Source organism: Agrobacterium sp. NPDC090273, assembly GCF_044772305.1.
Taxonomy (GTDB): Bacteria; Pseudomonadota; Alphaproteobacteria; order Rhizobiales; family Rhizobiaceae; genus Agrobacterium.
The window spans coordinates 1,020,669-1,044,225 of sequence record NZ_JBIVYN010000001.1; the positions used below are offsets into that span (position 1 = coordinate 1,020,669).

Consider the following 23,557-nt stretch of genomic DNA (forward strand, 5'->3'; position numbering starts at 1 on the left):
TCGTGATGGCACAGACAAGGCCGTCCTTAAACTTCCTTAAACTTAACATGGTTGAGTAGAGGCAGTTTTGTACATGTGGTGTATTGCGTCATGTCCCTTCGCCTGCGTCTCCTGACCGGCATGTTGTCGGCCAGCATTCTTGCCTTTCCAGCTCTTGCTGCCGACCAGAAATCGCTCCAGATCGTCGTCTCGAAAAGCGAGCAATCGCTGGCGCTTTACGAGAATGGCGAAATCATCGCCACCTCGAAGATTTCGAGCGGCAAGGCGGGACACGAAACGCCAAGCGGCATCTTCTCCATTCTGGAAAAGCGCAAATATCACGAGTCCAACATCTATTCGGCCGCGCCCATGCCGTTCATGCAACGGCTGACATGGTCCGGCATTGCACTGCATGAAGGCAAGGTGCCGAACTATCCGGCGTCGCACGGATGCGTACGGTTGCCCTCCAAGTTCGCTCAGTCACTGTTTGGCCAGACCGATCGCGGTGTGCATGTGATCATCACCGGTGCACCTGTCTCGCTGCGCTTCGTGCAGCATCCAGCCCTGTTCCAGCCGCGCGACGATTCCGATGACGGCAAGCTGCTGCTTTCCGACGTCGAACTGCGCCCGGCGACATTCGACACTGCCCTTGGTTCAGTCGAGGTTGCCGTCAACGAGCGCACCAACGCCATCAAGCCGACGGTCAGGGAAAAGCAGTCCGCACCGCTACGCATTCTCATCACCCGCCGTGGCGAGCGGGAAAAAGTCATGGATATCCAGTCGCTTCTGACCCGGCTCGGCTTCGATGCCGGCACGGCCGACGGTTACACGGGCGAGATGACCATCAGCGCCATCAATGGCTTCAAACGCTGGAAGGGCATGAAAACGACCGGCCCGCTGCTGACGGATGCCTTTACCAGGGCACTCTACCAATCCGCCGGAGAAGACCACGCGCCAAGTGGCCAGATCATGGTGCGGCAGGACTTCAAGCCGTTGTTTGAGGCGCCCGTCGATATCAAGGACCCCAACATCGCGCTCGGCACACATTTCTTCGAGGCGGTTTCTGTCGATCGCGACAGCGGTCATGCCGAATGGAACGGCATGACGCTGGAAAACCACCTGCCGGCAGCAGCCCGCAAACGGCTCGGCATTACCGAGGCCGAGGCACCTGGCGGTTTCGATCAGCTAAGCGCCGTGCTCGACCGCATCGACATCCCGGGAGACATCCGTGAAAGGATCGAGGAAGAGCTGTCGACCGGAAGCTCGATCACGGTGTCTGATCTCAGCCATGCGATGGAAACGGGCCAAGGCACGGATTTCATTACGGTGACGAAAGAAGGGCCGGTCTGAACCTTCGGGATCAGACCAGTTCGACGTCCACGACGCCGGGTGCAGAGCGCAAGGCGGCGGCGATTTCCGGCGAGATGCGGTATTTCTCCGTCAGTTCCACCTCGATCTCACGGCTTCCCTCGTCCTTGATGACGATGAAATACACCGAGCCATCGCCTCTGGTGTTGAGGTGGCGCGCTACGGTTTTCAAAGGACCGGAATCACGGACGTAAACGCGCAGCGCCTTCTGCATCTGCACGGATTTTTCCTCCAGCGACTGCGCCGTCTGGATACGCAGTCCGATACCTTCCGGCCGCTCTTCGGCCTGAACGGTGATTACCAGCGACTTGCCGACTTCGAGCAGGTCACGATACTGCCCGAGACCTTCGGAAAACAGCACGGCTTCAAACTGGCCGGATGAATCCGAGAAGGTGATGATACCCATCTTGTTGCCGGTGCGTGTCTTGCGCTCCTGCTTGCCGGTAACGGTGCCGGCCAGGCGCCCGGCTGTCGCGCCTTGTTTCACCGCGCCGGAGAAATCCGCGAAGGTCTGCACCCGGAGTTTTTCGAGAATGGGCTTATAGGTATCGAGCGGATGCGCAGTGAGGTAAAAACCAAGCACCTGATATTCACGCAGCAGCTTTTCCGAGGCAAGCCAGGGCTGGAAGGCGGGCAGAACCAGCTTTTCCGGACCGCTTGCGCCGCCTGAACCGAACATGTCCGACTGGCCGGTGACACGGCTTTCCTGCGCGCGCTGCGAATAGCCCATGATGCGATCGAGACCGCCGATCAGTTCGGCGCGATCCTTGCCGAAACAATCGAAGGCGCCGGCATTGATAAGGCTTTCCAGTACGCGCCGGTTGATCTGTTTGGGATCGATACGCAGGCAGAAATCTTCAAGGCTCGAAAACGGCTTGTCACCACGCACCGCAACGATGTGTTCGACCGCGCCCTCGCCGACGCCCTTGATGGCGGCGAGCGAATAATAGATGCGGCTCTCACCCGTTTCGAACTGGCGAAAGGAGGTCTGCACCGATGGTGCAACGATCTCGATACCAAGACGACCGGCATCCTGACGGAAATCGTTGAGCTTTTCCGTGTTGGCCATATCGAGCGTCATCGACGCGGCCAGGAACTCGACCGGATAGTGCGCCTTCATGTAGGCGGTCTGGTAGGAGACGATAGCGTAAGCGGCTGCGTGTGACTTGTTGAAGCCGTAGTTCGCGAACTTGGCGAGAAGACCGAAGATCGTATCGGACTGGGCTTTCGATACGCCATTCTTGATCGCGCCATCAACGAAACGTTCGCGCTGCTTGTCCATTTCCTCCTTGATCTTCTTACCCATGGCGCGGCGCAGAAGATCGGCTTCGCCAAGCGAATAACCGGACAGAACCTGGGCGATCTGCATCACCTGTTCCTGATAGACGATAACGCCCTGCGTTTCCTTCAGGAGATGATCGATGGTCGGATGGATCGACTCGATCTCTTCCTCGCCGTGTTTACGGGCGTTGTAGACCGGAATGTTTTCCATCGGGCCCGGACGGTACAGGGCGACCAGCGCGATGATGTCCTCGATGCAGTCGGGTCGCATGCCGATCAGGGCTTTGCGCATGCCCGCACTTTCCACCTGGAAGACCCCGATGGTCTCGCCGCGGGACAGCATTTCATAGGTTTTCGGATCATCGAGCGGGATTGCGGCAAGGTCGACACTGACGCCGCGCTTGGCGACGAAATCCACCGCGACCTTCAGAACCGTGAGCGTTTTCAGGCCGAGGAAGTCGAACTTGACGAGACCGGCGCTTTCCACCCACTTCATGTTGAACTGGGTGACAGGCATGTCCGAACGCGGATCGCGATACATCGGCACGAGCTGCGACAGCGGCCTGTCGCCAATGACGATACCGGCGGCGTGGGTCGATGCGTGGCGATAAAGCCCTTCGATCTTCTGGGCGATATCCAGCAGGCGTGCAACGACCGGTTCCTTGTCGGCCTCTTCCTGCAGGCGTGGCTCTTCCTCGATGGCCTTCGACAGGGGCGTTGGATTGGCCGGATTGTTCGGCACCAGCTTACAGATCTTGTCGACCTGGCCGTAAGGCATTTCCAGCACGCGGCCGACGTCGCGCAACGCGGCACGCGCCTGCAACGAACCGAAGGTAATGATCTGCGCCACCTGCTCGCGACCATATTTCCGCTGCACATAGCGGATCACCTCTTCGCGACGATCCTGGCAGAAGTCGATATCGAAGTCGGGCATCGATACGCGTTCCGGGTTGAGGAAGCGCTCGAACAGCAGCGAGAAACGCAGGGGGTCGACGTCGGTGATCGTCAGCGCATAGGCAACCAGCGAGCCCGCACCCGAACCGCGGCCGGGACCAACGGGAATATCGTGCTGCTTGGCCCATTTGATGAAGTCGGCAACGATCAGGAAGTAACCGGGGAACTTCATGCGTTCGATAACGCCGAGTTCGAAATCGAGCCTGTCGCGGTACTCCTGTTCCGTATAACCAGCCGCCATGCCGAGTGCGGCCAGACGATCATTCAGACCTTCGACGGCCTGACGGCGAAGCTCACCGGACTCGGCGCGTTCCGCCGCCTCCGGATCGTCGCTGGCGCCGGTAAAGCGCGGCAGGATCGGTCCACGCTTCTTCAGAACGTAGGAGCAGCGCAGCGCGATCTCGACAGTGTTTTCCAGAGCCTCGGGAACGTCGGCGAACAGCGCCATCATCTCGGCGCGGCTTTTCAGATAGTGGTCCGGCGTCAGGCGGAAACGGCTGTCATCGGACACGATGGCATTGTGCGCCACCGCCATCAGGGCGTCATGCGCCTCATAGTCGGCCTTCGACGGGAAAAACGCCTCGTTGGTGGCAACCAGCGGAACCTCGTGCTCGAAGGCGAGACCGATCATCCGCCGTTCATGGGCACGGTCGAAATTGCCCTGCCGCTGCAGCTCGATATAGAGCCTGTCACCGAACAGAGACTTCAATGTCAGCAGCCGGTCTTTCGCCTGATCGGCGTGACCTTCCCGCAAGGCGATATCGATTGGGCCGCCCGAAGCACCGGTCAGGGCAATCAGGCCGGCATTGGAACTCTCCTCCAGCCAGGCGCGCGAGATGTTGACCGCATGGTGGCCGCTGCCCTCACCTTCCAGGTATGCGCGGCTGACGAGGTCCACCAGACGCTCATAGCCTTGCGCGTCGGCAGCAAGCAGCACGATGGAAGGAAGTTTTGCGAGATGTGCATTGTTGTTGCGGCGGTCTTCCACCGCATCCTGCATGTCGATGGAGACCTGACAGCCGATGATCGGCTGCAGACCCTCATCACGCGCCTTCTCGGAAAACTCGAGCGCAACAAAAAGGTTGTTCGTATCGGTGATGGCAATGGCCGGCTGGCCGTCTGCCACCGCCTTCGACATGATCTTCTTGAGGGGAAGCGCCCCCTCAAGCAAGGAGTAAGCGGAGTGAACCCGCAGATGGACAAAACCCGGCGTCGTCAGTTTTTCGCCCGAGGTTTCGCCGCTTGCAGTCATCTCGCCCATTCCGTCATCCCGTCATTCTGAATCGCGGCCGATTTTCGAACTTCCGGGCGGTAAAGTCCACAGGCAAGAGGGACATATTCAGGCTTGAATTCAAGCCAGCCAATTCAAGCCTGCCATCAGAGGGCAGTGAGGATCATCGAAAAGCTAGCGACAAAAACGGCGATCGAGGTGAAAGCGGCGACGTCACGAACGAAATCAGTCATTTGGTCTCTCCTTACTCGTTATGTTCCAACTTTGTTCTCATTTTGTTTCATTGTCAACAGGCTTTTGCCCGCTTCTGTCTTGTACAAACGGCAGAATCGACTCCGGGTTCCCTCGCCTCCAAAGCAAGCCTTTGACTCCAAAACGAAAAACCCGAAGGTGCAGAAAGCGCCTTCGGGTTGAAAAAATTCTGGTGTGGAGAACAAAGCGGCTGAGTGGATGTTCCTCTCAGCCCAAAGTCGCCCGGCTTCCGCCGTGATCAGAAATCGACGATCTTGCCTTCGGACAGCGTCACACGGCGATCCATACGAGCGGCAAGTTCGTGATTGTGGGTGGCGATCAACGCCGCAAGACCTGACTGGCGCACCAGCGCCTCCAGCGCATCGAACACATAATGCGCCGTCTCGGGATCGAGGTTGCCGGTCGGCTCGTCAGCAAGCAGCAGCAGCGGCGCATTTGCCACGGCGCGGGCAATCGCCACACGTTGCTGCTCACCGCCTGACAGCTCGGCCGGGCGGTGTTCGGCGCGGTGACCGACACGCATGTAGTCGAGCAGCGCGCTGGCGCGTGCTGCCGCTTCCTTGTTCGAAAGACCGGCGATCAACTGCGGCATCATCACGTTCTCCAGCGCGGTGAACTCCGGCAGCAGGTGATGGAACTGATAGACGAAGCCGATATCGCTGCGGCGGATTGCCGTGCGGGCCTCGTCACCCAGATCGCTGCAGGGCTGGTCATTGATGAAGACCTCGCCTGCATCGGAATGTTCCAGCAGGCCAGCCAGATGCAGCAGGGTCGACTTGCCCGTTCCGGATGGAGCGACCAGGGCCACCATCTCGCCGCTCTTCATTTCAAATTCGGCCTTGCGCAGAATGGACAGCGAGGTTTCACCCTGACCGTAGGTCCGCTCGATGCCGGTAAGCCGCAGCACAGTTTTTTTAGCCATATCGGGAAGCGGTCCTTATTCGTAACGCAGAGCCTGAACCGGATCGAGCTTGGAAGCCCGCCATGCAGGGAAGATGGTTGCCAGGAAAGACAACGTCAGCGCCATGATGATGACGGAGATCGTTTCGCTTACATCCATTTCCGCCGGAAGCTGGCTGAGGAAATAAAGCTGCGGATCGAAGAGCACGGTACCGGACACCCAGGAGAAGAACTGGCGGATCGATTCCACGTTCAGACACACGAGGATGCCAAGCGCCACGCCGGCAAAGGTGCCAACGATACCGATGGCCGCGCCAGTCATGAAGAAGATGCGCATGACCGAGCCTGAACTCGCACCCATGGTGCGCAGGATGGCGATATCGCTGCCCTTGTCCTTCACCAGCATGATGAGACCGGAGATGATGTTGAGCGCCGCGACCAGAACGATCAGCGTCAGGATCATGAACATCACGTTTCGTTCCACCTGAAGGGCGGAGAAGAAGGTCTGGTTTCGTTGTCTCCAGTCGGTGATATAGACCTGCCGTTCGGCAGCCTGCTCGACCAGCGGCCTGATGCCGTCAACATTGTCGGGGTGGCTGACGTAAAGCTCGATCGACTGGACGATGCCCTCGGCATTGAAATAGAGCTGCGCCTCGCTGAGCGGCATATAGATCATCGACGCATCATATTCCGACATGCCGATCTCGAAGACGCCGGAGATCTTGTAGGATTTGACGCGCGGATTGACGCCCATCGGCGTCACGTCGCCTTCCGGCGAAATCAGCGTGATGTCATCGCCTGCCGTCACGCCGAGCTGTGAGGCGAGCCTGGAGCCGACCAGAACGCCCTCGCCCGACATGAAACCGACGAGATCGCCCGTCTTCACGTTGGAGGAGACTTCCTTGATCTTCTCGATGTCCTCGGTGCGAACGCCGCGCACCAGCGCGCCGGAACCTGCACCGCCACGGCCGGAGGCCAGCGTCTGGCCCTCCACCAGCGGCAGGGCCATGGTGACGCCCGGGACGGCGCCGAACTTCTTCGCCAGATCGTCGTAATTGTTGAAAGGCGTATCGATCGGCTGCACGATCATGTGACCGTTGATGCCGAGAATGCGGGAAATCAGCTCGGTGCGGAAACCGTTCATCACCGCCATGACGATGATGAGTGTCGCCACACCCAGCATGATTCCAACGAAGGAAAAGCCGGCGATGACGGAAATGAATGCTTCCTTGCGCCGCGAACGCAGGTAGCGCCAGGCCACCATGCGTTCAAACGCAGAAAACGGCCGGGCGGCAGTTTCCTTTACGGAAGCTGCCGCACTTTTGTCAGCCTCGGCTTTTGCCATGTCGTCTCCTCGATCCGGCTTCTCAGCCAAGCACCTTGTTCATCGCAGCTTCGATCGTAACGGTTTCGCGCTCGCCGGTTCTGCGGTTCTTGACTTCGACTTCGCCGTTCGCAACCGAACGCGGACCGACGATGATCTGCAACGGAACGCCGATCAGGTCGGCAGTTGCAAACTTCTGGCCCGCACGGTCGTCCGTGTCGTCGTAGAGAACATCCTTGCCCGCTGCTGTGAGCGAATAATAAAGCTTTTCGCATGCCGCATCGCAGGCAGCATCGCCAGCCTTCATGTTGATGACGACGACGTCGAAAGGCGCGACTGAAGCAGGCCAGATGATTCCGTTCTCGTCATGCGAGGCTTCAATGATGGCGGGAACAAGGCGCGTCGGGCCGATACCATAAGAACCCATGTGGACAAGGTGTTCCTTGCCATCTGCGCCCTGAACCTTGGCGCCCATCGGCTCGGAATATTTGGTGCCGAAGTAGAAGATGTGACCGACTTCAATACCGCGTGCGGAAAGCCGCTCGCCGTCCGGGATCGCATCATAAGCCGCTTCGTCATGCATTTCCGAGGTTGCGGCATATTCAGACGTCCACTCGTCGAACACGGCCTGCAGGGCATTCACATCATCGAAATCCGTATCGGCCGAAGGGATGGCGCGATCGAGGAAGCTCTTGTGGCAGAAAACTTCCGACTCGCCGGTATCGGCCAGAATGATGAATTCGTGGCTATGATTGCCGCCGATCGGGCCGGTGTCGGCGCGCATCGGAATGGCGCGCAGGCCCAGACGCTCGAACGTGCGCAGATAGGCGACGAACATCTTGTTATAGGAATGGATCGCGCCTTCCTTCGTCAGATCGAAGGAATAGGCGTCCTTCATCAGGAACTCGCGCGAGCGCATGGTGCCGAAACGCGGACGAACCTCATCACGGAACTTGAGCTGAATGTGGTAGAGGTTCAGCGGCAGGTTCTTGTAGGACTTCACGTAGGAACGGAAGATGTCGGTGATCATCTCCTCATTGGTGGGGCCATACAGCATCTGACGATCCTGACGGTCCTTGATGCGCAGCATCTCCTTGCCGTAGTCGTCATAACGACCGCTTTCCTGCCACAGCTCGGCAGACTGCAGGGTCGGCATCAGAAGCTCGATGGCGCCCGAGCGATTCTGCTCTTCGCGGATGATCGCGTTGACCTTGTCCAGCACACGCTTGCCGAGCGGCAGCCAGGAATAGATGCCGGCGGACTGCTGCCGGATCATGCCTGCACGCAACATAAGACGGTGAGAAACGATCTCCGCTTCCTTGGGATTTTCCTTCAGGATGGGCATAAAATAACGGCTGAGACGCATGACGGCTTCCATTGTATCTGGCGAGAGCCCACCGACGCGGGAATCGCCTCTAATAAAGGGATATTGGCGCCGTACATAACCGTTTCGGGTGAAGAAGAAAACCCGCCGTTGAAACGGGCCGCAGGGCGTTTTCATGACAATTTTGAGACACGCGGTTCTCACAAAACGCTTTGATCGGAATATTATTCTTGATTGGGTGCGACAAATTGAAACGCAGAGAATTTTTTGCCGACTGTAACAAATATGCAAAAAATTAGATGACAAGCCTGGGGGATTAGGCTAATTTTAGCTCACAAAAGAGGCAAGAAGTCTAAATTCTTGTCGTTTTCGCGGTCAGTCTTGGGAGGATCAGATCTTAGGCGCGCTAGTTCGCTGCCCCGGTAACGGTTACAGATCACGCGAAACCTAAAAAACAAGGCTGAAATGCCTTGTTTTTTTTTGCTTTTTTCAAAACAACGCAAAATTGCGTTTCATCAATCCGGTAAAATTGTGATTGTCAACCGAACGAGTTTGGCGCTCCTCGTAGCACCAGACTCATGACAGCCATATGACAGGTTTCAGTCGTAGACTGGTACGATGCGTGGCAAATCATCCAGGGTAAAACCAAACCACCAGGATGCGCCGTACCAGATGCCGCAGACAAATGCCGAAATCGCCGTCGTCATCAACAGCACGCGCAGCCCCCTGAATTTTGCTGGCGCGCTGGCGACCGTGCCGAGCGCAACGTCACCATCTTCTGCCTGCGTGCGCAGGCCAATCGGCAAAACGACGAAAAGAACCGTCCACCAGACGATGAAATAGACGGCAAAAACCGAAAGCCACTGCACGAATATCCTCCCAGACTTCGAAACGGCGGGAACCGAAGACGGTAACGTCGCCGCGCTATTTTCTTTGGCGCATATGTTTATCGCAAAACCACCGCTCTGCGCGACGTGCTGCGGGATCAAATCGGCGTTTGATCCCGCTTATCCTTGTAGCGCATTCGCCGGGAAACCGGAATGCAGCCTCATTCCTGCGCAAGCCCCGGTTACGGAGCCTGCCCACCAACGCGGTATGCCGATCAGACCTTTGTGAGGAAGACCGTAACGATCGGCTTTTTGCCCCAGGCCTGATTTGCCGCGGCACGAACGGCGCGGCGCACCGCTTCGCGTACCATTTCGAGATCCTTGCGACGGGCACGCGGAATGCTTTCAACGGCGCCGAGAACGGCGTCGTACAGCGTGTCTTCCATGTCTTCGCCTTCGTCATCGAACTCCGGCAGGCCGAACGGCACGACATCGGGGTCGCCCATGAAGTCGAACCGGCTGTCCAGCACGACATTGACGGAGACTTGACCAGCGAAGGAGAGCTTGCGGCGGTCGCTGATGCCCATTTCGTCCATGTCGCCGATCAGTTTGCCATCCTTGAAGACACGGCCATGCGGCGCATCGTCGATGACCTCTGCAGGACCCGGCGCAAGGCGGAGAATGTTGCCGTTGCGGACCTTCGGTACCTGCGGAATACCAGCCTGCTCGGCAAGCTCCTTCTGGGCGACCAGGTGAGCGGCTTCGCCATGCACGGGAACGACGATCTGCGGCTTGGTCCATTCGTACATGCGCAGCAGTTCATTGCGGCGCGGATGGCCGGAAACGTGCACGAGCGCCTCGTTATCGGTCACGATATGGATGCCCTGCTCGATCAGGCCGTTCTTGATATCGATGATTGCCTTTTCATTGCCAGGAATGGCGCGCGACGAAAAGACGACCGTGTCACCAGACGCAAGCGCGACATTGCGCATTTCATCACGAGAAAGCTTGGCGAGCGCGGCACGCGGTTCGCCCTGCGATCCGGTCAGGATCAGCACGACCTTGTCGCGCGGAATATAACCGTACTCATCTTCGGCCAGGAATGGCTTGATACCTTCCATGATGCCGAGGTCCTGCGAGACATTGACGACGCGCTTCAGGGACGAACCGAGCAGCAGCACCTCGCGGCCTGCGGCCTCCGCCGCCTGTGCGATGGAACGGATACGGCCGACGTTGGAGGAGAAGGTGGTAACAGCCACACGTCCTTCGGCATTTTCGATGATCTGCCGCAGACCTTCGGATACCTCATGTTCGGAGGGCGAAACACCATCGCGAACCGAGTTGGTGCTGTCGCAAAGCAGCGCCAGGACACCTTCTTCACCAATGGCGCGGAACCGTGCCTCGTCCGTCAACGGCCCGAGTGATGGCGCTTCGTCGATCTTCCAGTCACCGGTGTGGATGACATTGCCGAGCGGCGTACGGATGACCAGCGACATCGGCTCGGGAATAGAGTGATTGACGCCCACAGCCTCGATTTCGAACGGACCGACATTGATGCGGTCGCCCGCCTTGAACGGCGTGATCGGAATTTCGGCGCGTGTACCCTCATAGTTGCGCTTAGCCTCGAGCATGCCGGCGGTGAAGCCGGATGCATAGACCGGCACGTTGAGGCCGGGCCAGAGGTCGTTCAGAGCACCGTAGTGGTCCTCGTGGGCGTGGGTGATGATGATGCCCTTGAGGTTTTTCTTCTGCTGCTCGATGTAGCTGATATCGGGAAGCACCAGATCGACGCCCGGCAGATCGGGACCGGCGAAAGTAACGCCGCAATCGACCATGATCCACTGGCGCTTGCTTGCCGGTCCATAACCGTAAAGCGCCAGATTCATGCCGATTTCACCGACCCCGCCGAGCGGCAGGAAAACGAGTTCGTCCTGTATAGCCATTGTTGTTCTTGTCCATTCATAACGGCATGCGGGCCGCAGCGGCTGGCTGCAACCCGGTATCCATTGTCAAAGCATCGGACATATCAAGCGTCAGGACAACCGGGCCGATGCGGAACCGGTCTGACGCCCTGCTTTTCATGAGCAGCAGGGATACTCCAAACCTTTTGGGCAGGCACGGCGCGTCCGTTGCAGCGCGTGGCTCTTACCCGAAAAATACGTCGCCGGCGGCAATTGCCCGTCTTGGGCCATCGTCCTCATCCAGCAAGAGATAACCGTGATCGTCGATCCCGACGAAACGCCCGCCGACAGACCGGTCCGGGAAATTCACGGTGATGCGTTCACCAATACCACAGGCGGCTGCGCGCCAGCCTGTCATGACTTCTGCGACACCTTTGCCCTGATCCCACGCCTGCAACACCTCTGCCGTCTCACGAAACAGATGCGCAAAGAGCTCGTCCGGCGAGCAGGCAGCGCCATGCTCGGACAGCATGGTAACAGGGTAATGCGGATTATCGGGTTTGTGGGCGATATTGATGCCGATGCCGATCACCACCGCACGGCGGCCATCGGGGAGAATTTCCGCTTCCATCAGAATACCGCAGGTCTTGTTGCGGCCAATCAGGATGTCGTTCGGCCACTTGATTTCGAGCGGAGCACCGCCGGTGGGCAGAACAGAGCGAACGGCGCGATATACAGCTAGCGCGAAAGCGAGCGGCAGGGAGCCGACATGCTCCATCGGCGCGGGATCGATGAGGAGAAGCGATGCGTAGAGATTGCCGGGTTCCGAAACCCAGGGCCGGCCACGGCGGCCCTTGCCGCCAGTCTGGCGGGATGCGGTAACCCAGAGATTGCCGCTGTCCCCTGCCCGCGCACGGGCAAAACATTCGATGTTGGTCGATGGCGTTTCCGCCATCGCCTCGTGCCGGAAGTCTTCGATCGACATCCGGCCCGTGTTTTTCAGCGTATCAATCAAAAGAACGTCTTTGCTGCGGCGGTAACCGCGTTGCCCAAGGCGCCACCAAACAGGATGAAGCCGAGAACGAAGATACCGGAGAAGGCATAAACGATCTTCAGTTCGCCAGCAGGACGGTCGAAGCTATCCTTGGCTTCGTCGAACCACATCACCTTGACGACGCGGATATAGTAGTACGCGCCGACAACCGAACCGATGACACCGATGATGGCAAGCGCATAGAGCTTGGCTTCGATGGCAGCGAGGAAGACGTAATACTTGCCGAAGAAGCCGGCCAGCGGCGGAATGCCTGCGAGCGAGAACATCAGAATGGTCAGCACCACCGCCATGAAGGGGTTGGTGGAGGACAGACCAGCCAGATCCTCGACATTTTCAACGTTGCCGATTTCCTTGCGACGCATGGCAAGAATGCAGGCGAACGTGCCGAGCGTCATGACCATGTAGATGGTCATGTAGAGGATGACGCCGGAAACGCCTGCCTCCGTGCCGGCGGCCAGGCCAACCAGCGCGTACCCCATGTGACCGATGGAGGAATAAGCCATCAGGCGCTTGATGTTCTTCTGACCGATCGCTGCGAAGGAGCCGAGCAGCATCGAAGCAATCGAGATGAACACGACGATCTGCTGCCAGTCGGCAAATACCGGCTGGAAGGCTTCAACGACGATGCGCACGAGGATTGCCATGGCGCCGATCTTAGGAGCAGCGGCAAGGAATGCCGTAACCGGGGTCGGTGCACCTTCGTAAACATCCGGCGTCCACATGTGGAACGGCACAGCCGAGATCTTGAACGCCAGACCGGCGAGAACGAAGACCAGACCGAATACGAGGCCGAGCGAACGGGTTTCAGCCGTCAGAACCTGAGCGATTTCTGTAAAGCCGGTGTTGCCGGTGAAACCGTAAACCAGAGACATGCCATAAAGCAGCATACCGGAGGACAGTGCACCAAGAACGAAGTACTTCAGACCGGCTTCGGTCGAACGGAGGCTTTCGCGGTTGATCGCGCAGATGACGTAGAGAGCCAGCGACTGCAGCTCCAGCGCCATGTAGAGCGAGATCATGTTGTTGGCCGAAATCATCAGCAGGATGCCGAGCGTCGCCAGCACCAGCAGGACCGGATATTCGAAACGGCCGATCGGCTCGAAACGGCTCTGGCCGACAGAAAGGATCATCGCCGTAATCGAACCGATCAGCGCCAGAACCTTCATGAAGTTGCCGAAGGCATCGGCGACGTAAACGCCGCCGAAGGCCAGTCCCGAAGCGGGAGCGAAGACGATCCAGAGACCGACGACAAGAAGCAGCGCCACGGAAAGGCCCGTGACCGTCGTCGTCGACTTGTCGCCCGAGAAGACGCCAATCATGAGCAGCGCCAGTGCGCCGACCGCAAGGATCAGCTCGGGCGTCGCGATGTGCAGACTGGCAAAAAGAATTTCAGCGGTCATGTCCAACGGGTCCTGTCGTCAATTCATAGAGAGCGCAACATTCTGCGCCGCCTGCAATGCAGCCGTATAGTTGTTTACCAGAAGATCAACCGATGCAGCCGTGGCATCGAACACCGGCGCCGGGTAGACGCCGAAGAAGATCGTCAGGACAACCAGCGGATAAAGGATGACCTTTTCGCGGGTCGACAGATCGAGCATCGACTTCAGGCTTTCCTTCTCGAGCGCACCGAAAATGACGCGGCGGTAGAGCCACAGCGCATAGGCGGCCGAGAGGATGACGCCGGTTGCCGCGAAGAGAGCAACCCAGGTGTTGGCGCGGAACACGCCGACCAGCGTCAGGAACTCGCCGATGAAGCCAGACGTACCCGGCAGACCGACATTGGCCATGGTGAAGATCATGAACGCCACGGCGTATTTCGGCATATTGTTCACGAGACCGCCGTAAGCAGCGATTTCACGGGTATGCAGACGATCGTAGACGACGCCGACGCAAAGGAAGAGCGCGCCGGAGACGATGCCGTGCGACAGCATCTGGAAGATCGCACCCTGCACGCCCTGAACGTTGGCGGCAAAGATACCCATGGTCACGTAACCCATGTGGGCAACGGAGGAATAGGCGATCAGCTTCTTGATGTCGTCCTGCATCATCGCGACCAGCGAGGTGTAGATGATGGCGAGAACCGACAGGGTGAAGACGAACGGCGCGAAATAGTCTGATGCCAGCGGGAACATGGCGAGCGAGAAACGGATGAAACCGTAACCGCCGAGCTTCAGCATGACGCCAGCCAGAATGACCGAACCAGCGGTCGGAGCCTGAACGTGCGCATCCGGAAGCCAGGTGTGGACAGGCCACATCGGCATCTTCACCGCGAAGGCTGCAAAGCACGCCAGCCACAGCCAGGTCTGCATGCCGGCCGGGAAGCCGTATTTCAGCAGCTCGGTGATGTCGGTCGTGCCGGCCTGCCAGTACATCGCCATGATGGCGAGCATCGTCAGAACCGAACCGAGCAGCGTGTAGAGGAAGAACTTGTAGGATGCGTAAACGCGATCCTTGCCGCCCCACACGCCGATGATGACAAACATCGGGATCAGCGTCGCTTCGAAGAAGACGTAGAAGAGAACGGTGTCGAGCGCGACGAACACGCCGATCATGACGACTTCCAGAAGAAGGAAGGCGATCATGTATTCCTTGATGCGCTTTTCAACCGAATCCCAGCTTGCCAGCACGCAGAACGGCATGAGGAAGGTGGTGAGGATGACGAACAGCATGGAGATGCCGTCAACGCCGAGGTGGTAGGAGGCAATGTTGCCGAACCAGTCATGCTTCTCCACCATCTGGAAGCCCGGGTTCGAATTGTCGAACCCGATCCAGACAAACAGCGAAACGATGAAGGTGAACACGGTCGTCAGCAGCGAAACATTGAGAATGTTGCGGCGACCGTAAGGACCGTTCTCGTTGGTGAGCAGCAGCAGCACCACGCCGACCAGCGGCAGGAACGTGACCGTTGAAAGAATGGGCCAATCGGTCATCAGAAGGCACTCCCGAGCATCATCCAGGTGACAAGCGCCGCGATGCCGATCAGCATCGCAAAGGCATAATGATAAAGGTAACCGGACTGCAGGCGGACCATGCGGTTGGTCACATCAACCACACGCGCTGCAATACCGTTCGGACCGTAATGATCGATGACCGCCACGTCGCCCTTCTTCCACAGGAAGCGGCCGAGTGCCTTCGCCGAACGGACGAAGAGGAAGTCATAGAGTTCATCGAAGTACCACTTGTTGAGAAGGAACTGGTACAGGCCACGATGGGTCTCGGCCAGACGCTTCGGCGTCTCCGGCGACTTGATGTACATGTACCATGCCGTCACGAAACCAAGAGCCATGGCTGCGAACGGGCTCCACTTCACCCACTTCGGAACATTGTGGAACTCATGCACGATGTGGTTTTCAGGACCGGTGAACAGCGCACCCTTCCAGAATTCCTCATAGTGATGGCCGAAGAAATATTCGACGAAGCCGACACCAGCAAACAGTGCGCCAGCGGTCAGGATGAACAGCGGCAGCAGCATCACCATCGGCGATTCATGGACATGGTGCATGACATCTGCGGAAGCGCGCGGCTTGCCGAAGAAGGTCATGAACGCCAGGCGCCAGGAATAGAAGCTGGTGAACAGTGCAGCGATGACGAGAAGCGTGAAGGCGAAACCGCCAAGGCTCGAATGCGAGGCAAATGCCGATTCGATGATGGCGTCCTTGGAGAAGAAGCCAGCGAAGCCGATGGACGTGCCGGGGAAACCAACACCGGTCAGCGCGAGCGTACCGACAGTCATCGTCCAGAAGGTGACCGGGATGTGCTTACGCAGGCCGCCCATGTAACGCATGTCCTGCTCGCCATCGACGGCGTGGATGACGGAACCGGCGCACAAGAACAGCAGAGCCTTGAAGAAGGCGTGCGTGAACAGGTGGAACACGGCCGCACCATAAGCACCAACGCCAAGCGCCACGAACATGTAACCGAGCTGCGAGCAGGTCGAGTAAGCGATGACGCGCTTGATATCGTTCTGAACCAGACCGACGGTCGCGGCGAAGAACGCCGTGATCGCACCAATCAGCGTAACGAAGGTCAACGCATCCGGCGACAGTTCGAACAGTGGCGACATGCGTGCCACGAGGAAGACACCGGCGGTCACCATGGTTGCGGCGTGAATGAGCGCCGAAACCGGCGTCGGGCCTTCCATGGCGTCCGGGAGCCAGGTGTGCAGCAGGAACTGCGCCGACTTACCCATGGAGCCCATGAACAGCAGCAGGCAGACTGCGGTGATGGCGTGGCCCTTGTCGAGGCTCATGCCGAACAGGTTGATGACGGCGTCGGTGGACGCAGCGCCTTCAGCCGGCAGATAGGTCGAGGCGGCAGCAAAGATCGTTTCAAAGTTGATCGAGCCGAACAGAACGAAGACGCCGGAAATGCCGAGGATGAAGCCGAAGTCACCAACGCGGTTGACGATGAAAGCCTTCATGGCCGCAGCCGATGCGGACGGCTTCTTGAACCAGAAACCGATAAGAAGGTAGGACGCCAGACCCACGCCTTCCCAGCCGAAGAACATCTGCAGCAGGTTGTCGGAGGTGATGAGCATCAACATCGCAAAGGTGAAGAGCGACAGGTATGCGAAGAAGCGCGGACGATGCGGATCGTGGTGCATGTATCCGATCGAATACAGGTGCACGAGACAGGACACCGTGTTGACCACGACGAACATGACAGCCGTCAGCGTGTCGATACGGAACGCCCACTCGACATCGATGCCGCCGGACTGAATCCAGCGCATGACGCTGACCTTGATGATTTCGCCGCCCTCACCGTGGCCGAGAAGCGCGACATTCACAAACACGATCCACGACAGGACCGCGACCACGATCATCAGACCGGTGGTGACATATTCCGAGGCCTTGGCACCGATCGAGCGGCCAAACAGGCCAGCGATCAGGAAGCCGATCAGCGGAAGAAAGACGATAGCCTTGTAGATCATAGCCTTATCAGCCCTTCATCATATTGACGTCTTCCACCGCGATCGATCCACGGTTGCGGTAGAAGACAACGAGTATTGCAAGACCGATGGCCGCTTCGGCAGCAGCGACGGTCAGGATGAACAACGCAAAGACCTGGCCGACGATGTCGTTCAGGAAGGACGAGAACGCCACCATGTTGAGGTTGACCGCAAGCAGGATGAGTTCGATCGACATGAGGATGACGATGACGTTCTTCCGGTTGAGGAAGATACCGAAGACGCCGATCGTGAAGAGGATCGCGCTGACCGTCAGGTAGTGGGAAAGACCGATTTCCATTCTAATATTCCTTAGATCCGTTCGCGCCTCAGATACCCTGGCCCGGCTTGACCTTGACCGTCGTAACGGCGGTCTTGGGGTCACGTCCGACCTGGGTGGAGATGTCCTGCCGCTTGATGTCGGTGCGGTGACGCAGCGTCAGCACGATCGCGCCGATCATGGCGACCAGCAGCACGAGACCCGCGAGCTGGAAGAAGTAGACGTAGTTTGTATAGAGAACGTCGCCGAGAGCTGCCGTGTTGGTGCGCTCAGTGACAGGCGGGATCGGCATGGTGATCGACTTGGCCGCCTGCGGCGACAACATGCTGCCGCCGATGACGACGATCAGCTCTGCCGCAAGGATAAGACCGATCAACGCGCCAACAGGCGCATATTGCAGCACGCCCGAGCGAAGTTCGGCGAAATCGACATCCAGCATCATGACGACGAAGAGGAAGAGCACCGCCACGGCGCCGACATAAACAACCAGCAGGATCATGCCGAGAAACTCGGCTCCCGTCAGCAGGAACAGCGCAGCCGCGTTGAAGAAGGTCAGGATCAGGAAGAGAACCGAGTGAACCGGGTTCTTCGATGCGATGACCAGAAACGCCGACGCCACCGCGACGAAAGCGAATATGTAAAAGAATATAGCGTGCAGACCCATGTTGGTGCCTTCTCGTCCTCATCCGGGCAGAGAAGACCTCCTCGGTCCCCTCACCCGTTTGTCCCTGCCGGTAACACCGGACAGGCATTTACTCTCTCAACGTTCATCGAAGCCGAAGCTCCGCGGAACACGGTTGCGCCTTAACGATAAGGCGCATCCAGCGCGAGGTTGCGCGCGATTTCACGCTCCCAGCGGTCGCCGTTGTCGAGAAGCTTCTGCTTGTCGAAATACAGCTCTTCGCGCGTCTCGGTTGCGAACTCGAAGTTCGGACCTTCGACGATCGCGTCGACCGGGCATGCTTCCTGGCAGAAACCGCAATAGATGCACTTCACCATGTCGATGTCGTAGCGCACGGTACGACGGGTACCGTCGTTGCGGCGCGGACCAGCTTCGATGGTGATCGCCTGAGCAGGACAGATCGCTTCACACAGCTTGCAGGCGATGCAGCGTTCTTCACCGTTGGGATAACGGCGCAGAGCGTGTTCGCCACGGAAGCGCGGAGAAACCGGACCCTTTTCAAACGGGTAGTTCACCGTCGCCTTCTGCTTGAAGAAGTGACGCATCGTCAGGAAGATTGCGCCGACGAATTCCTTGAGGAACAGCGAATTGACGGCTTGGGAAAGGCTTGCCATCTCAACCTCCAGTTCTTTGAGCGAGGAGTTCAGACATCAACCGGCCCACCCCGTCAGCTTCAATACGAATGCAACAATAACAACCATGGCAAGCGACAGCGGCAGGAACACCTTCCAGCCAAGGCGCATGAGCTGGTCATAGCGGTAACGTGGAACGAAAGCCTTAACCAGAGCGACCATGAAGAAGACCATGCAGCCCTTGATCGCGAACCAGACGATGCCCGGTACCCAGTTCAAGAACCAGACGTCCACGATCGGCAGCCAGCCACCGAGGAACAGGATCGTCGTCAGGCAGCAGATCAGAACGATGGCAGCATATTCGCCAAGCATGAACATCATGTACGGCGTGGAGCCATATTCGACCATGTGACCGGCGACCAGTTCCGATTCCGCTTCCGGAAGATCGAAAGGCGGACGGTTGGTTTCGGCAAGACCCGAAATGAAGAACACGATGAACATCGGGAATAGCGACAGCCAGTGCCAGTCGAGGAACGACGGCGGCAGGCCGAGCATCGTGCCGAGACCGGTGCGCTGTGCCAGAACGATGTCCGTAAGGTTCAGCGAACCCACGCAAAGCAGAACGGTGACGATGACGAGACCGATGGACACTTCGTAAGAGACCATCTGCGCGGCGGAACGAAGCGCGCCGAGGAACGGGTACTTCGAGTTCGAAGCCCAGCCGCCCATGATGATGCCGTACACTTCAAGCGAGGAAATCGCGAAGATGTAGAGAATGCCGACGTTGATGTTGGCAACCACCCAGCCATCCGCAAACGGGATAACGGCGTAAGTGGCAAGTGCCAGCGTCACGGCAACCAGAGGTGCCAGCAGAAATACGGCCTTGTTGGCACCGGCCGGAATGACCGGCTCTTTCAGAATGAACTTCAAAAGGTCGGCGAAGGACTGGAACAGACCGAAGGGACCAACGACGTTCGGGCCGCGACGCAACTGTACGGCAGCCCAGACCTTACGGTCGGCCAGCAGCAGGAAGGCGATGGACACCAGCAAACACACGAGAAGCAGCAGGGACTGGCCGACCATAATCAGCGCGGGCCAGACGTAGCTCCAGAAAAACGATTCCATAATCCCCTACCCTTACTCTGCCGCAGCCTTGAAGTTGTTGCGGGCCAATGCGGAGCACTCGGCCATCACAGCGGAGGCGCGCGCAATCGGGTTCGTCAAATAAAAGTCTTTTACCGGCGAGGCAAACGCCGATTTGTTGAGTGAGCCAACCTTGCCGGCCAGTGCCTCGATATCCTTGCCATTGCCGGCAATGACGTCGTCGGTTTCAGCCAGATGCGGATGGGCAACGTAAAGCTGGCCGCGCAGAGCCGACAGCGAGTCGAACGGCAGCTTCTTGCCGAGAACGTCGGAGAGCGCACGCAGGATTGCCCAGTCTTCGCGGGCTTCGCCAGGTGCGAAACCTGCACGGTTGCCAACCTGAACGCGGCCCTCGGTGTTGACCCAGATACCGGACTTTTCGGTATAGGCCGCACCTGGCAGGATGACGTCGGCGTGCATTGCGCCGTGGTCACCATGGCTGCCGATGTAGACAGTGAACTTGGCACCCTTGTTCGACAGGTCGATCTCGTCTGCACCGAGCAGGAAGAGAACGTCCATCGACGCGACCATGTCAGCAGCGGCAACACCGCCCTCACCCGGTACGAAGCCGATATCCAGACCGCCAACGCGGGCAGCCGCCGTGTGCAGAACCGAGAAACCGTTCCACTCTTCGGTGACAGCGCCAACCGAAACGGCAAGCTTTGCAGCAGCGGCCAGAACGGCAGCACCATCAGCGCGCGCCACAGCACCCTGACCGATGATGATCAGCGGGTTCTTGGCAGACTTCAGCTTGTCAAAGAAGCTGTGCGAGCCGTTTGCCAGATCCGACAGCGTTTCTGCGCCGGAACCGAGGTATTCGTAGTCGTAACGCAGTTCGCCGCCTTCACCGATCACACCGATCGGGAAGCCGCCACGACGCCAGCGCTTGCGGATGCGGGCGTTGAGAACGGCCGCTTCGTAACGCGGGTTGGCGCCAACGATCAGCAGCGCGTCAGCCTGTTCGATGCCTTCGATGGTGGCGTTGAACAGGTAGCTGGCGCGGCCGAGCGACGGATCGAGAGCTGCACCATCCTGACGGCAATCGACGTTGGCCGAGCCGAGCGATGCGAGAAGCGACTTCAGCGCGAACATTTCTTCAACAGAGGCCAGATCGCCGGCGATTGCGCCGATCTTGCTGCCCGAGGTTGAGCCGACGGCGGAACGGATCGCGCCGAAAGCTTCGCCCCAGGTCGCAGGCTGCAGACGGCCATCCTTGCGAACATACGGACGGTCAAGGCGCTGCGTCTTCAGGCCATCCCAGATGAAGCGGCTCTTGTCGGAAATCCACTCTTCGTTGATGGCTTCGTTGACGCGCGGCATGACGCGCATGACTTCACGGCCACGCGTATCGACACGGATCGCCGAACCGAGCGCGTCCATGACGTCGATGGTTTCGGTCTTGTTGAGTTCCCACGGACGCGCCGTGAAAGCGAATGGCTTGGAGGTCAGCGCGCCAACCGGGCAAAGGTCAACAACGTTGCCCTGAAGCTCGGAGGTCATCGCCTGCTCGAGATAGGTGGTGATCTCGGCGTCTTCGCCGCGGCCGATCAGGCCAAGCTCTGCAATGCCGGCAACTTCCGTGGTGAAACGGACGCAGCGCGTGCAGTGAATGCAGCGGTTCATGACCGTCTTGACGAGCGGTCCGATGTACTTGTCTTCAACCGCGCGCTTGTTCTCGGCGTAACGCGAACCGGCAATACCGAAGGCCATAGCCTGGTCCTGCAGGTCGCACTCACCGCCCTGGTCGCAGATCGGGCAATCCAGCGGGTGGTTGATGAGCAGGAACTCCATCACGCCTTCGCGGGCCTTCTTGACCATAGGCGTGTTGGTGAAAACTTCCGGCAGTTCGCCGTTCGGGCCGCCGCGGATATCGCGCACGCCCATGGCGCAGGATGCAGCAGGCTTGGGCGGTCCGCCCTTCACCTCGATAAGACACATGCGGCAGTTACCCGCGACCGACAAGCGCTCGTGAAAACAAAAGCGCGGAACTTCGGCGCCAGCCTCCTCACACGCCTGCAACAGCGTGAAATGATCCGGAACCTCGATCTCTTTACCGTCAACCTTGAGCTTTGCCATGGTTCTACTTACGTCCTGTTGCCTGTTCGTCCCGTGTCCCACACAGTCCGCAACAAATCCTTAATCACGCCCAACACTTCAATGAGTTAGCCAGACGCTTCATGATGGTTCGACGCCGGTTGGGGCCAGCGCCGCAGCCAACTGCCGAATGATTATTCGGCAGCCTCGAGAACAGCGCCATCATCCATGGCCCTGTAGGTATACTGATCGATCCGCTTTTCGATTTCCGGACGGAAATTGCGGATCAAAGCCTGAACCGGCCATGCAGCCGCATCGCCGAGCGCGCAGATGGTGTGGCCTTCGATCTGCTTCGTCACTTCGAACAGCATATCGATTTCGCGCTTCTGCGCGTTGCCCTTGACCATGCGCTCGAGAACGCGCCACATCCAGCCCGTGCCTTCGCGGCAAGGCGTGCACTGGCCGCAGCTTTCGTGCTTGAAAAAAGCTGCAATACGGGCAATCGCCTTGATGACGTCGGTGGACTTGTCCATGACGATCATGCCGCCCGTACCGAAGGACGACTTGACTTCACGCATGCCGTCGAAGTCCATGATGGCATCCTTCATGTCCTCACCGCGAACGATGGGGCACGATGCGCCGCCAGGGATAACGCCGAGGAGATTGTCCCAGCCGCCGCGAATACCACCACAGTGGTGTTCGATCAGCTCGCGGAACGAAAGACCCAGCGCGTCTTCGAAGGTGCACGGACGCTCGACGTGACCCGAAACCATGAACAGTTTCGTGCCGACGTTGTTCGGACGGCCGATGGACGAGAACCATGCAGCGCCACGACGCAGGATGGTCGGAGCAACGGCGATGGACTCAACGTTGTTCACGGTGGTCGGGCAGCCGTAGAGACCCATGTTGGCCGGGAACGGCGGCTTCAGACGCGGCTGGCCCTTCTTGCCTTCAAGGCTTTCGAGCAGCGCGGTTTCTTCACCGCAGATATAAGCGCCGGCGCCGTGATGGACGTAAACGTCGAAATCCCAGCCGTTCTTGTTGTTCTTGCCGAGCAGGCCGGCGTCATAGCATTCGTCGATCGCGGCCTGAAGGGCTTCGCGCTCACGCATGTATTCACCACGAACGTAGATATACGCCGTGTTTGCACCCATTGCGAAACCGGCAATCACGCAGCCTTCGATCAGCGTATGCGGATCGTTGCGCAGGATTTCACGGTCCTTGCAGGTGCCGGGCTCGGATTCGTCAGCGTTGACGACGAGATAGTGCGGACGGCCGTCGTTTTCCTTCGGCATGAAGGACCACTTCAGACCGGTCGGGAAGCCAGCGCCGCCACGGCCACGCAAGCCGGACGCCTTCATCTCGTTGATGATCCAGTCACGGCCCTTTTCAATGATCTGCTTGGTGCCGTCCCAATGGCCGCGCGCCCGCACACCCTTCAGGGACTTGTCCTTGAGGCCGTAGAGATTGGTAAAGATGCGATCCTGATCTTTTAACATACTTCAC

The 23,557-nt window shown here is 58.7% G+C and carries 17 protein-coding genes; 1 reads left to right on the forward strand and 16 read right to left on the reverse strand.

Annotated elements, in window-relative coordinates:
- Positions 1-90: 90 nt before the first annotated feature.
- Positions 91-1,329, forward strand: coding sequence for a L,D-transpeptidase family protein (locus ACIQT8_RS05045; protein ID WP_400964035.1), 1,239 nt, complete (start codon positions 91-93; stop codon positions 1,327-1,329).
- Positions 1,330-1,339: 10 nt separating this feature from the next.
- On the opposite strand, the gene dnaE is transcribed toward ACIQT8_RS05045, so the two are convergent.
- The 16 genes from dnaE to nuoF form a co-directional block, all read right to left on the reverse strand.
- Positions 1,340-4,843 carry a DNA polymerase III subunit alpha gene (dnaE, locus tag ACIQT8_RS05050; RefSeq protein ID WP_400964037.1) on the reverse strand — a complete coding sequence of 1,168 codons (3,504 nt, stop codon included), beginning with the start codon at positions 4,841-4,843 and terminating at the stop codon, positions 1,340-1,342.
- Positions 4,844-5,303: 460 nt separating this feature from the next.
- Positions 5,304-5,987 carry an ABC transporter ATP-binding protein gene (locus ACIQT8_RS05055; RefSeq protein WP_400964039.1) on the reverse strand — a complete coding sequence of 228 codons (684 nt, stop codon included), beginning with the start codon at positions 5,985-5,987 and terminating at the stop codon, positions 5,304-5,306.
- A gap of 15 nt (positions 5,988-6,002) precedes the next feature.
- Complete coding sequence (locus ACIQT8_RS05060) at positions 6,003-7,310, reverse strand: lipoprotein-releasing ABC transporter permease subunit (protein WP_138795550.1); 1,308 nt, start codon at positions 7,308-7,310, stop codon at positions 6,003-6,005.
- Between the two features lie 22 nt (positions 7,311-7,332).
- The gene (proS, locus tag ACIQT8_RS05065; RefSeq protein WP_400964041.1) at positions 7,333-8,655 is read right to left on the reverse strand and encodes a proline--tRNA ligase; all 1,323 of its coding nucleotides are present in this window, start codon (positions 8,653-8,655) and stop codon (positions 7,333-7,335) included.
- A 557-nt stretch (positions 8,656-9,212) separates the two neighbouring features.
- Positions 9,213-9,482 carry a DUF1467 family protein gene (locus tag ACIQT8_RS05070; RefSeq protein ID WP_138795552.1) on the reverse strand — a complete coding sequence of 90 codons (270 nt, stop codon included), beginning with the start codon at positions 9,480-9,482 and terminating at the stop codon, positions 9,213-9,215.
- Between the two features lie 233 nt (positions 9,483-9,715).
- On the reverse strand, positions 9,716-11,383 hold the full coding sequence (locus ACIQT8_RS05075) for a ribonuclease J (protein WP_400964043.1): 1,668 nt from the start codon (positions 11,381-11,383) through the stop codon (positions 9,716-9,718).
- Between the two features lie 202 nt (positions 11,384-11,585).
- Entirely contained in the window at positions 11,586-12,326 is a 741-nt protein-coding gene (locus ACIQT8_RS05080) for a biotin--[acetyl-CoA-carboxylase] ligase (RefSeq protein WP_400964045.1), read from the reverse strand.
- Positions 12,327-12,352: 26 nt separating this feature from the next.
- On the reverse strand, positions 12,353-13,795 hold the full coding sequence (nuoN, locus tag ACIQT8_RS05085; RefSeq protein WP_400964047.1) for an NADH-quinone oxidoreductase subunit NuoN: 1,443 nt from the start codon (positions 13,793-13,795) through the stop codon (positions 12,353-12,355).
- 18 nt (positions 13,796-13,813) lie between these two features.
- Positions 13,814-15,325, reverse strand: coding sequence for an NADH-quinone oxidoreductase subunit M (locus tag ACIQT8_RS05090; RefSeq protein ID WP_138795556.1), 1,512 nt, complete (start codon positions 15,323-15,325; stop codon positions 13,814-13,816).
- On the reverse strand, positions 15,325-17,325 hold the full coding sequence (nuoL, locus tag ACIQT8_RS05095; RefSeq protein WP_400964049.1) for an NADH-quinone oxidoreductase subunit L: 2,001 nt from the start codon (positions 17,323-17,325) through the stop codon (positions 15,325-15,327). Before nuoL ends, ACIQT8_RS05090 begins: the two co-directional genes overlap by 1 nt.
- 7 nt (positions 17,326-17,332) lie before the next feature.
- On the reverse strand, positions 17,333-17,641 hold the full coding sequence (gene nuoK, locus ACIQT8_RS05100; protein ID WP_138795558.1) for an NADH-quinone oxidoreductase subunit NuoK: 309 nt from the start codon (positions 17,639-17,641) through the stop codon (positions 17,333-17,335).
- 28 nt (positions 17,642-17,669) lie between these two features.
- A complete protein-coding gene (locus tag ACIQT8_RS05105; protein WP_138795559.1) occupies positions 17,670-18,284 on the reverse strand; it encodes an NADH-quinone oxidoreductase subunit J in 615 nt (204 codons plus the stop codon).
- A gap of 140 nt (positions 18,285-18,424) precedes the next feature.
- Complete coding sequence (gene nuoI / locus ACIQT8_RS05110) at positions 18,425-18,916, reverse strand: NADH-quinone oxidoreductase subunit NuoI (RefSeq protein ID WP_003502385.1); 492 nt, start codon at positions 18,914-18,916, stop codon at positions 18,425-18,427.
- A gap of 36 nt (positions 18,917-18,952) precedes the next feature.
- Positions 18,953-19,999 (reverse strand): NADH-quinone oxidoreductase subunit NuoH, encoded by a 1,047-nt coding sequence (gene nuoH / locus ACIQT8_RS05115; RefSeq protein WP_138795561.1) that lies wholly within the window; start codon positions 19,997-19,999, stop codon positions 18,953-18,955.
- Between the two features lie 12 nt (positions 20,000-20,011).
- Positions 20,012-22,093, reverse strand: a complete 2,082-nt coding sequence (gene nuoG / locus ACIQT8_RS05120; RefSeq protein WP_262525355.1) for an NADH-quinone oxidoreductase subunit NuoG — start codon at positions 22,091-22,093, stop codon at positions 20,012-20,014.
- Between the two features lie 152 nt (positions 22,094-22,245).
- Positions 22,246-23,550, reverse strand: coding sequence for an NADH-quinone oxidoreductase subunit NuoF (gene nuoF / locus ACIQT8_RS05125; protein WP_138795563.1), 1,305 nt, complete (start codon positions 23,548-23,550; stop codon positions 22,246-22,248).
- Between the last annotated feature and the right edge of the window lie 7 nt (positions 23,551-23,557).